10 protein-coding genes are annotated in these 11,115 nt (G+C 68.4%); 9 read left to right on the top strand and 1 reads right to left on the bottom strand.

The features are described from left to right. Positions 1-2 precede the first annotated feature (2 nt). The 7 genes from GGQ62_RS03640 to ilvD all read left to right on the top strand — a co-directional run bounded on the left by GGQ62_RS03640 (position 3) and on the right by ilvD (position 8,243). Positions 3-1,652: an electron transfer flavoprotein-ubiquinone oxidoreductase gene (locus GGQ62_RS03640; RefSeq protein WP_152576454.1), complete on the top strand. Its 1,650-nt coding sequence runs from the start codon at positions 3-5 to the stop codon at positions 1,650-1,652. A gap of 57 nt (positions 1,653-1,709) precedes the next feature. Beyond that, positions 1,710-3,383, top strand: a complete 1,674-nt coding sequence (locus tag GGQ62_RS03635; protein WP_152576455.1) for a tetratricopeptide repeat protein — start codon at positions 1,710-1,712, stop codon at positions 3,381-3,383. A gap of 10 nt (positions 3,384-3,393) precedes the next feature. Next, the gene (locus GGQ62_RS03630) at positions 3,394-4,230 is read left to right on the top strand and encodes a 4-(cytidine 5'-diphospho)-2-C-methyl-D-erythritol kinase (RefSeq protein WP_152576456.1); all 837 of its coding nucleotides are present in this window, start codon (positions 3,394-3,396) and stop codon (positions 4,228-4,230) included. Positions 4,231-4,461: 231 nt separating this feature from the next. Beyond that, positions 4,462-4,749, top strand: coding sequence for a hypothetical protein (locus tag GGQ62_RS03625; protein ID WP_152576457.1), 288 nt, complete (start codon positions 4,462-4,464; stop codon positions 4,747-4,749). 123 nt (positions 4,750-4,872) lie between these two features. Next, entirely contained in the window at positions 4,873-5,661 is a 789-nt protein-coding gene (locus tag GGQ62_RS03620; RefSeq protein ID WP_243445962.1) for an enoyl-CoA hydratase/isomerase family protein, read from the top strand. Beyond that, complete coding sequence (locus tag GGQ62_RS03615) at positions 5,658-6,386, top strand: N-formylglutamate amidohydrolase (protein ID WP_152576458.1); 729 nt, start codon at positions 5,658-5,660, stop codon at positions 6,384-6,386. The genes GGQ62_RS03620 and GGQ62_RS03615 overlap by 4 nt, the downstream gene beginning before the upstream one ends. Before the next feature lie 123 nt (positions 6,387-6,509). Further along, entirely contained in the window at positions 6,510-8,243 is a 1,734-nt protein-coding gene (ilvD, locus tag GGQ62_RS03610) for a dihydroxy-acid dehydratase (RefSeq protein ID WP_152576459.1), read from the top strand. 5 nt (positions 8,244-8,248) lie between these two features. On the opposite strand, the gene GGQ62_RS03605 is transcribed toward ilvD, so the two are convergent. Then, a complete protein-coding gene (locus GGQ62_RS03605; protein ID WP_152576460.1) occupies positions 8,249-8,458 on the bottom strand; it encodes a hypothetical protein in 210 nt (69 codons plus the stop codon). A 47-nt stretch (positions 8,459-8,505) separates the two neighbouring features. On the opposite strand from GGQ62_RS03605, the gene GGQ62_RS03600 reads away from it, so the two are divergent. Then, the gene (locus GGQ62_RS03600) at positions 8,506-9,903 is read left to right on the top strand and encodes an NAD(P)H-hydrate dehydratase (protein ID WP_152576461.1); all 1,398 of its coding nucleotides are present in this window, start codon (positions 8,506-8,508) and stop codon (positions 9,901-9,903) included. Continuing rightward, positions 9,900-11,105, top strand: a complete 1,206-nt coding sequence (locus GGQ62_RS03595) for a class I SAM-dependent RNA methyltransferase (RefSeq protein WP_243446595.1) — start codon at positions 9,900-9,902, stop codon at positions 11,103-11,105. Before GGQ62_RS03600 ends, GGQ62_RS03595 begins: the two co-directional genes overlap by 4 nt. The last annotated feature ends 10 nt before the right edge of the window (positions 11,106-11,115 follow it).

The raw sequence follows: 11,115 nt of genomic DNA, 5'->3' as shown, positions 1-11,115 counted from the left end.
GCATGACGGAACGTGAAGCAATGCCCTACGACCTGGTCATCGTCGGCGGTGGCCCGGCCGGTCTCGTCGCCGCGATCCGGGCCAAGCAGCAGGCCGCCGAGCGCGACCTCGAACTTTCGGTCTGCGTCCTCGAAAAAGGCTCCGAAATCGGCGCCCATATCCTGTCGGGCGCCGTGCTCGATCCGCGCGCGCTCGACGAATTGCTGCCGAACTGGCGCGATCTCGACAGCCCGTTGACGGTGCCGGTGACCGAAAACCATCACTGGATCCTGACCGAGACGAAAAGCCATGAATTCCCCCACGCGCTGATGCCGCCGTTCATGAACAACAAGGGCTGCTACACCGGCAGCCTGGGCAATCTGTGCCGCTGGCTCGCCGGCCAGGCCGAGGCGCTGGGCGTGGAAATCTTCCCCGGTTTTGCCGCCGCCGAAATCCTGTGGAACGACGATGGCTCGGTCAAGGGTGTCGCCACCGGGGACATGGGGATCGCACGCGACGGCACGCGCAAGGACAGCTGGCAGCCGGGGCTGGAACTCCATGCCAAATACACCTTCTTCGCCGAAGGGGTGCGCGGGCATCTGTCGAAACAGCTGATCCGCCGCTACGACCTCGACAAGGACTGCGACCCGCAGATCTACGGGATCGGCCTGAAGGAATTGTGGGATATCCCGGCCGAAAAGCACATTCCCGGCCATGTCGCCCACACCCAGGGCTGGCCGCTGACCGATGCCAATGGCGGCGGCTTCATCTATCACCAGGCCAATGGCCAGGTGGCATTGGGCTTCTCGGTCTGGCTCAACTATGCCAACCCCTATCTGTCGCCGTTCGACGAGTTCCAGCGCTGGAAGACGCATCCGGCCATCAAGGCGGTGCTCGAAGGCGGTCGCCGCGTCTCCTATGGCGCACGCGCCATCAACGACGGCGGCTGGCAGTCCGTGCCGAAGCTGACCTTCCCCGGCGGCGCGCTGATCGGCTGCTCGGCCGGCTTCGTCAACGTGCCGCGGATCAAGGGCAGCCATACGGCGATGAAGACCGGGATGATGGCCGCCGATGCGGCCGTCGACGCGATCGCCAGCCAGCGTTCGAACGATGAGCTGACGGCCTATGGCGAGGCCTACAAGAAAAGCTGGGTGTTCGACGAGCTGCGCATGGTGCGCAACACCCTGCCGCTGGTCGAAAAGTACGGCAATCTGGTCGGCACCGGCCTTGCCGGGGTGACGATGTGGATGGAATATCTGGGCTATACCTTGCCGTTCACGTTGAAGAACCACCCCGATTACAAATCGCTGAAAAAGAAGAATGCCGTCCGGCCGATCGTCTATCCCAAGCCCGACGGCGTGATCAGCTTCGACAAGCTGACCAGCGTCTTCCTGTCGAACACAAATCACGAGGAAGACCAGCCGATCCACCTGACGCTGAAGGATCCGACGATCCCGATCCGCGTCAACCTGCCGGAATGGGACGAGCCGGCGCAGCGCTATTGCCCGGCCGGCGTCTATGAAGTCGTCGGGCAGGACACCGGCGAGCCGCGCTTCCAGATCAACGCGCAGAACTGCGTCCACTGCAAGACATGCGATATCAAGGATCCGTCGCAAAACATCACTTGGGTGGTTCCCGAAGGTGGCGGCGGGCCGAACTATCCGAACATGTAGGCGTTCGGATTGTCGCGGGGGTCGACTCCACCGCCGTTGCAGGTCAGGTTGTCCGTCATGGTTGTCCGTTGCGCTTCGCTTTTCCTTGCCCTGGCGCTTTGCGGTGCGGCGACGCCGGCAGCTGCCGCCAGGGGTGACGAGGCGCTGCGCGGCTATGTCCTTGGCCGCTATGCCTTGGCCGATGGTCGGCCATCGGACGCCCAACGCTTCTTCGCATCGGCACTGACCGCCGATCCGTCGCGGCCGGCGCTGACGCGGCGGGCATTCGACATCGCGCTGCAGGCCGGCGACAAGCCGCGGGCGATCGCGCTCGCCCGGCAGATTGCCGCAAGCGGACGCGCCGATCCCGAACTGTCGATGGTGCTGTTGGCCGATGCCGTCAACCGCCGCGACTGGGCCGCCGCGACGCGGGCACAGGCCGGGCTTGCCACCGCCGGCTATGCCGCCGTGCTGGAACCGATCGTCGGCGCCTGGCTGCTGTTCGGCCAGGGCGATCGAGCCGGAGCATTGGCCCGGATCGAGCCCGGCAGGTTCACGGGGTTCGCCCGGTCCTATATTGCCGAACAACGGGCGCATATGCTGGCGGCGGACGGGCAATATGCCGCCGCTGCCGCAGCCTATTCGGAACTGAACGGCGGCGGAGCAAGCACCAGCGGCGCACTGATGCGGATCGGCGAGGCCGACGCATTGGCGCAGTCGGGTGACAAGGATGGTGCGCTGGCCCTGCTGACCGGCGACGACCTCAACATCGATGCGGCGCGGCGGCGGCTTGTCGCCGGGCGCCGCATCGGCCCGCTCGCGGCCGATCCCCAGCATGGCCTGGCCTGGGCCATGGGCCGGCTGGCCACCGATCTGTCGCGCGAATCGCCGACGGACATTGCTTTGGTGTTCGCGCGTGTCGGCACTTTTCTCGCCCCCGACGCGGCGCTGACCTGGATGGTGCTGGGCGACGTCCTGGCGGCCGGGGAGCGAAACGACGCGGCGCTGCTGGCGCTTGCGCAAGTGCCAAAGTCGGACCCGTTGTTTGCCATGGCACAGGCGCGGCGTGCCGAAGCGCTGCAGGCGCTCGGCCGCGATGCCGATGCCGGCGCGATGTTGCGCGGCGCGGCGCTGGCGCCCGGCGCCGCCGTTTCGGACTGGATGCGGCTGGGGGACTGGCATCGCCGCGCCGATCGCTTCGGCGATGCCGTCGCCGCCTATGACCGGGCCATTGCCCTCGCCGACAGCGAGGGCGCTGCGACCTGGGGACTTTATTTCCTGCGCGGGACCATGCGGGAGCGCATGGGCGACTGGCCGGCCGCCGAAGCCGATCTGCGCGCGGCGCTCGCCCGTTCACCCGATGAACCGATCGTACTCAACTATCTCGGCTATTCGATGCTCGATCGCGGCGGCAAGGGTGGCGAGCCGGCAGCGTTGATCGAGCGCGCGGCGAAGCTCCGGCCCGGTGACGGCGGCATTGTCGATTCGCTCGGCTGGAGCCAGTTTCTGGCCGGGCGGACCGGCGAGGCGGTGGCGACGCTGGAAAAGGCAGCAGCGCTCGAACCGACGGACCCGACCATCGCCGACCATCTGGGCGATGCCTATTGGCAGGCGGGCCGCCGGATCGAGGCGCGGTTTCGCTGGCGGGCGGCGCTTGCGCTCGACCCCCAACCCGACTTGCAGGCCGTGCTCAACCGCAAGTTGGAGGTTGGCCGCGATGCGGCGCTGGCGTTGAAGGTGGCGGAGCAGTAACGCCTGCCGGATGATCCGACGACACGACACCATCTTGACCGAAGCGGCGCCGGCGAAGGTCAACCTGGCGCTCCACCTGCGGCACAAGCGCGCCGATGGCTATCATGCCCTCGAAACAGTCTTCGCCTTCACGGCGTTCGGCGACGAGTTGACGGCAAGGCCCGCCGACACGATCAGCCTCGCCCTGTCGGGCGAATTCGCCGGTGCTGCCGGTCCGGATGCGGACAATCTGGTCCTGCGCGCCGCGCACGCCCTCGCCGCTGCCGCCGGCGTGACAGAGGGCGCGGAAATCGCACTCGACAAGCGGATCCCCGTCGCTGCGGGGCTGGGCGGCGGTTCCGCCGATGCAGCGGCGACCCTGCGCCTGTTGTCGCGGCTCTGGGGGCTGGACTGGAGCCTTGAACGCCTGGATGCGATCGCTGCCACCCTGGGCTCGGATGTTCCGGCGTGCGTCCATTCGCGCCTGTGCTTCGGGGCAGGGCGCGGCGAGGTGCTGGCGCCGTGGCCGGACGATCTTTCGGGAACGCCGGTGTTGCTGGTCAATCCGCGCGTCGCGGTGCCCACCGGGCCGGTCTTCGCCGGTTGGGACCGGGTCGACCACGGCGGCATCGCCGCGGGCGCGCCCCTGGCGACGTTGCGCAACGACATGACCGCGGCGGCGTGCGCTCTCGCCCCGGTCATCGGCGAGGTGCTGGCGGCATTGGCTGCCACCGGGCCGATGCTGTCCCGGATGAGCGGGTCGGGGGCGACATGCCTCGCCCTGTATCACGACAATGCGGCGCGCGATCGTGCCGCCGCCGCCATAGCACCCCATGGCTGGTGGCAGGTGGCGACCCACCTCATCTGACCGCTGCGCGGCCGCGATGCCGCCACCATCGGCATTGCTGCGCCGCATCAAAATCTGCTGGCCAGATCGCCATCAAAGGGCGTAGAAGCCGATATTGCACTGCAGCAAGAAAAAGTTCTGACCGACGCTCAATTTCCTGTTGACGGATTTTTGAGTGTGACTTAGAGCTTCACTCAGTTGAACTGAGCAGTACTCAACCGCGGGCATTCCGCCCTGAACAGGAGAACGTCCATGATCAACCGTTTCCTCAGCATTGCCCTCGGCGCAGCCCTTGTCGGTGCCGCCGCCGCTCCTGCCATGGCCGCTGATTCGGTCTGCACGCGCACGCCTGAACAGATCCGGACGCTCGCGGTCAGCGCCAGCGCCGACAATGCCCGCAAGGCGCTCAACCTCGTCAACATCGGTGAAAAACTGTGCGATGCCGGCGCCCGTGGCGAAGCCGGCAAGAAGTTCTCGGCCGCCGCCAAGCTGCTCGGCACCGACCTTGCCGCCGTGAATGCCGCTCCGACTGCACAGTAATCTTTGCTTCCCTCGGCATTCTGCGCCCCGCAGGATGCATCAATGGGCTGGTGCAATATTTGCACCGGCCCTTTTTTTGTCGCGGCGTCGCTGCAACCCGGATTATGACGGTCGGTGCAGCACTTGCCGGGGGCCCTTCTGACCAGCCATCTTCGTCTCGACATCAACGGCCCGGTGGCGCGGCTGGTTCTAGATCGGCCGGCGCGGCGCAACGCCATGAACCTGGCGATGTGGGAGGCATTGCCTGGCCTTGTCGACCAGGCCATGGCAGATCCGGCGGTGCGGCTGCTGCAAGTCGAATCGGCGCACGCCGGCATGTTCTGCGCCGGCGCCGACATTGAAGAATTCGTGGCCGCTTCCGCCGATCCGGCGTGGCGGGCGCGCCATCAGGCGGCAATCCGCGGTACCCAGCTCGCGCTGGCCCGGGCGCCGAAGCCGAGCGTGGCGATCGTGGATGGCGATGCGGCCGGGGGCGGCTGCGGCATCGCCATGGCGTGCGATGTGCGCCTGGCGTCGCCCCGGGCGCGCTTTGGCGTCACGCCGGCCAAATTGGGTCTGGTCTATCCCCTCCACGACACTCGGCTGCTGACCGATCTGGTCGGCGTTGCGCAGGCCAGGCGGTTGCTGTTCACCGCCATGATGATCGACGCGGCAGAGGCGGCGCAGATCGGACTGGTGCAGGTCGTCGCCGACGATCTTGTGGCGGAAGCCGCCGACTTTGCCGCGCAGATCGTGGCGCAGTCCGCGCATAGCCAGCTTGCGAGCAAGGCCATGGTCCAGCGCATCATCGAGGGTGCGTACGACGATGACGCGGCATCTGCGGCGGTGTTCGATGCGGCCCTTGCCGGCCCGGCCTTCGCCGAAGGCTCCGCCGCGTTCCTGCAGAAGCGCAAGCCGGTGTTCGACCGATGACGGCGCCGCGGCTGATCCCGGGGACGGCGCCTGTGCTGTTGATCGCCGATCACGCGTCGAATGCGGTCCCGCCCGGCGTCGATCTGGGCATCGATCCGGCTCTGCTCGACAGCCATATCGCGGTCGATATCGGCACCACGGCGCTGACCGAGGCCCTGGCCCATGCCCTGGCGGCGCCGGCGATCCTGGCCACGGTGTCACGACTGGTGATCGACCTCAACCGGCCGCCCGACGCGGCGGGTCTGGTGCCGGTCGCCAGCGATGGTCATGTCATTCCCGGCAATGTGACGGCAAACGACAGCGAACGCGACCTGCGCATCGCCGCAATCCATGCGCCCTATCACGCAGCGATTGCCGATGCGATTGCGCGGCTTCGGCCGTCGCTGCTGGTGAGCATCCACAGTTTCACGCCGGCGCTGGCGACGGCACCGGATCTGGCGCGCCCATGGCCCGTCGGCATCCTCTACAATCGCGACGACCGTGCGGCGCGGGCGGGCATCGCCGCGCTGGCGGCGCGCGGGCTGCATGTCGGCGACAACCAGCCCTATTCGGGACGGGACCTGAACTACACTATGGACCGGCATGCCGAGGCGTCGGGGCTGCCCTATCTCGGGATCGAGATCCGCAACGATGGCCTGGACGACGCGAGCGGCGTCGCCCATTGGACAACGGTGCTGACCGACACGATCCACCATGTTCTGCGGGTGCTGCCCAGCGCTGCCTAGGGCGCCGACCGGACCGGCCACGTTACGGGAAACGACGCTCCAGCCGCGCGGATTGCAGCCGACATGCTTGACGCGCAGGCACCGCGCACGCAACGAAGCGCGCAAGCGTGCCTGGAGCCACCGATGTCCGACCACTCGTCATCCCGTTTCGACAAATCGCGCCTGCCGAGCCGCCATGTGTCGGTAGGTCCGGAGCGGGCGCCGCACCGCAGCTATTATTACGCCATGGGGCTGACCGAGGAGGAGATTGCGCGGCCCTTCGTCGGCATCGCGTCGGCCGGCAATGACTCGGCGCCCTGCAACACCACCCTCGACGCGCAGGCGGATGTCTGCCGGCAGGGCGTCGACGAAGCGGGGGGCATGCCCCGGCGCTTCAACACCATCACCGTCACCGATGGCATCGCCATGGGCCATCAGGGCATGAAGTCCTCGCTGGTCAGCCGCGAGGTGATCGCCGATTCGGTCGAGCTTTCGGTGCGCGGGCATTGCTATGACGCGCTCGTCGGCTTTGCCGGTTGCGACAAGTCGCTGCCGGGGATGATGATGGCAATGCTGCGGCTCAACGTGCCGAGCATCTTCGTCTATGGTGGATCGATCCTGCCGGGACATTTCGAAGACAAGGACGTCACCGTCGTCGATGTGTTCGAGGCGGTGGGCGGCTATTCCGCCGGCACCTGCCCGCTGGCACGGCTGACGGCGCTGGAAAAGGTCGCATGCCCCGGCCATGGCGCCTGTGGCGGCCAGTTCACCGCGAACACCATGGCGTGCGTGGGGGAAGCGATCGGGCTGTCACTGCCCCATTCCAACATGATGCCGGCGCCCTATGCCAGCCGGGCCGATATCGCGATCGCCGCCGGCCGCCAGGTGATGACGCTGATCGAGCGCAACATCCGGCCGCGCGACATCTGCACCCGAGCGGCGTTCGAAAATGCCGCGCGGATCGTCGCCGCGACCGGCGGCTCGACCAACGGCGCCCTGCATCTGCCGGCCATGGCCAACGAAGCCGGGATCGATTTCGACCTGTTCGATGTCGCAGAGATATTCAAGACAACACCTTACATCGCAGACTTGAAGCCGGGCGGCAGATATGTTGCCAAGGACATGTATCAGGCCGGCGGTGTCTATATGCTGATGAAGACGCTGTTCGATGCCGGCTTTCTGCACGGCGATTGCATGACGGTGACCGGCAAGACGCTGGCGGAGAATATCGACGAAGTCACCTGGAACCCCGACCAGAAGGTCATCTATCCGGTCAGCAACCCCCTGTCGCCGACGGGCGGCGTGGTTGGCCTGCGCGGCTCGCTCGCGCCCGACGGGGCCATCGTCAAGGTTGCCGGAATGGCGCGACTGCAGTTCAGCGGACCGGCGCAGGTCTTTGATTGTGAAGAAGATTGTTTCGCAGCAGTCGAGGCGCGGCAGGTCGAAAAGGGCAGCGTCGTGGTGATCCGCTACGAAGGCCCGAAGGGCGGCCCCGGCATGCGCGAAATGCTGTCGACGACCGCCGCCCTCTATGGCCAGGGGCTGGGGGAGCATGTCGCGCTGATCACCGACGGGCGTTTTTCGGGCGGGACGCGGGGGTTCTGCATCGGCCATGTCGGGCCCGAGGCCGCCGAAGGCGGCCCGATCGCGCTGGTGGAAAATGGTGACATCATCGCCATCGACGCCGAAGCGGGAACGATCGACCTGCAGGTGCCCGAGGCTGTGCTGGCGGCACGGCGGGCGGCATGGCAGCCGCGTGCCCATGACTATCAGTCCGGCGCGATCTGGCGCTTTGCGCGCAATGTCGGTCCGGCGCGGACCGGGGCGGTCACCCATCCCGGCGCCCGTGCCGAGACCCATTGCTTCGCCGATATCTGAGGCGGTCAGCCGGGACCGATGGGACGCGGGAGCGGCATCGGTTCCGACGCGGGGACCACCGGCACCGGCTGGATGGCCGACCATACGGGTTCGCCGCGGCCGTCGCGCGGCACTTCGCCATAGGTGCCGACCTGCGCCCGATCGACATAGAGCGGCGATGGCGAACAGGCGGTGAGCCCGAGAATCGACAGGAACAGGAATTTCATACGCGCCATGATGGGAGCGGCTTGTTACACCGCGCGCCCATGAAGACAAGCCTGTCATGCTGACGATTCCGCCGGGACGCCTGTTGCTGACCGCGGCGCAGATGCGCGGCGCCGAAACCGCGGCGATCGGCGCCGGAACAACGGCCGAAACGCTGATGGCGCGCGCCGCAACGGCGGCGGCGCGGGCGATCCAGGCCTTTGCCCCGGGGCGGCCGACCCTGGTGCTCTGTGGCCCCGGCAACAACGGCGGAGACGGCTTTGGCGTCGCCCTGCGTCTGGCGGCGGCCGGCGTTGCCGTTCGCGTCGCCGGATGGACCCCGTCCACCGGGCCCGCGTCGGCGTTTGCGGCGCGCTGGTCGCGGCCCGTGGAGAGGCTTTCCAATACCGCGCCGGCGCCGCTGATCGTCGATGCGCTGTTCGGCACCGGGCTGGCGCGTCCGCTCGCCGATGATGTGCAGGCGGCGCTCGACCGGTTGCGCGGCGCCGGGGCGACGGTGGTGGCGCTCGACCTGCCCAGCGGCATCGATGCCGATACCGGCGCGGCACTGGGCGACCCGCTGGCGGCCGACATGACCGTGGCGTTCGGCTTTGCCAAGCGGGGGCATGGTCTCGGTGCCGGGCGGCGTGCCAGCGGGCGCGTCGTCATCGCCGACATCGGGCTGGCAGCGCCCGCCGGTTGCACCCGGCAGGTCGCACCGCCGAAGCTGAAGGAAATGGACGATGACGTCCACAAATATGCTCGCGGCGGGGTTCTGGTCATCGCGGGCGAGCAAGCCGGCGCCGCGCGGCTGACGGCGTTGGCGGCGCTGCGTGCCGGGGCAGGGGCGGTGACGCTGGTCGGCGGGCGCGGCGTCCCGGCCGATGCGATCATGGCGTGCGACGATGATGCGGCGTTTGCCCTGCTGGGATCGCCCAAGGTGCGGGCGGTCGCCTTAGGTCCCGGAATGGCGGAGGGCGAACGCGGCCGCGACTGGTTGCGCCGGCTGCTGGCCGCGACGACGCCGCTGGTCATCGATGCCGGCGGCTTGGCCTTACTGGCCGGGCTTGGCGACCGGTCGGTGACGGCGCCGCTGGTGGTAACGCCGCATGCCGGGGAATTCGCCCGGCTGTTCGGGGCGCCGGGCATCGACCGCGTCGCGGCGGTCGCGGCGGCTGCCCGGCAGTTGCGGGCGGTGGTCGTTGCCAAGGGCCGCGAAACGATCATCGCTGCCCCGGACGGGCGGGTGGCGATCAACACCCATGCGACGCCGTGGCTGGCGACGGCAGGGTCGGGCGATGTGCTGACCGGGATCGTCACTGCGTTGCTGGCGCAGGGGCTGGCACCGTTCGACGCCGCGCAGGGTGCTGTCTGGCTGCACGGCGATGCCGGGCTGCGTGGCGGCGCCGGTTTGATCGCCGATGACATTCCGGCGCTGCTGCCGGCGGTGCTGTCGGCGTTGGGGGCTGCGTCGTGAACGGCGAATTGATCGTCCGGCTGGCGGCGCGCGGCGATGGCGCGACCGCCGATGGCCGCTTCGTCCAGGGCGCGGCCGTCGGGGACCATGTGCGCTTCGAACCCGGCGGCGTGGTGATCGTGCCGGGGCCGCTGCATGCGACACCGGTGTGCCGCCATGTGCCGGAGTGCGGCGGCTGCCAGCTGCAGCATGTCACCGATAGCGCCTATGCCGATTTCGTCGTCGACCGGATCGTGCGGGCGCTGGCGCATTCGGGTGTTGCGGTCGGCACCCTGGCGCCGGTGGCGATGTCGCCGCCCCGAAGCCGGCGGCGCGCGTCGTTGCGGGCGGTGAAGCGCGGTGGCACGCTGACCCTGGGTTTCAATGCCGAAGCCAGCCACCGCATCGTCGATATCGTGCAATGTGAGGTGCTTGCACCGGAATTATTCCAGCTCGTCGCACCTTTGCGGATGCTGCTCGGCAAGGCGCTGGCGGACGGGCAGGGTGCCGGGGTGACGTTGACGATGAGCGACAGCGGCATCGATGTGCTGCTCGCCAATGTCGCGGCCGACACGGTGAAGCAGATCGAGCGGCTGACCGGCTTTGCCGCGGCGCATGACCTGGCGCGGCTGTCCGTCGAAGGCCCGCAAGGCGTCGAGACGGTGGCGCTGGCGCGGATGCCGGTGCTGGCGCTGGGCGGCGTGCCGGTGGCGCTGCCGCCCGCCCCCTTCCTGCAGGCAACGCGCGAGGGCGAGGCGGCGCTGGTGGCGGCGGTTGCCGAAGCGGTGGGTGGCGCGCGGCGGGTGGCCGATCTGTTCTGCGGGCTCGGCACCTTTGCCTTGCCGCTGTCGGCGAAGGCCCGGATCATGGCCGCCGATGCCGCGGGCCCGGCGGTGGCGGCCCTGGAAGCCACGGCGCGGCAGTTTCGCCGGCCCGTCGAAACGGCGCATCGGGATTTGTTCCGCCGGCCGCTGACGGCGGTGGAACTGGGCGGCTTCGATGCCGTGGTGTTCGACCCGCCACGCGCCGGCGCCGAAGCGCAAAGCCAGATGCTCGCCACGTCGAAAGTCCCGGTTGTCGTTGCCGTATCGTGCAATCCCAGCACCTTCGCGCGGGACGCTGCCATATTGGTCAAGGGCGGCTATCGGCTCGAACACCTGTGGCCGGTGGCGCAGTTTCGTTGGTCGACGCATGTTGAACTGGTGGCCGTGTTCAGGCGATAATCGGCGCGCC

The sequence above is a fragment of the Polymorphobacter fuscus genome (assembly GCF_011927825.1).
GTDB classification, from domain to species: domain Bacteria; phylum Pseudomonadota; class Alphaproteobacteria; order Sphingomonadales; family Sphingomonadaceae; genus Sandarakinorhabdus; species Sandarakinorhabdus fusca.
Note: the sequence above shows the minus strand (reverse complement) of the source record. Positions and strands in the feature narration are given on the sequence as shown.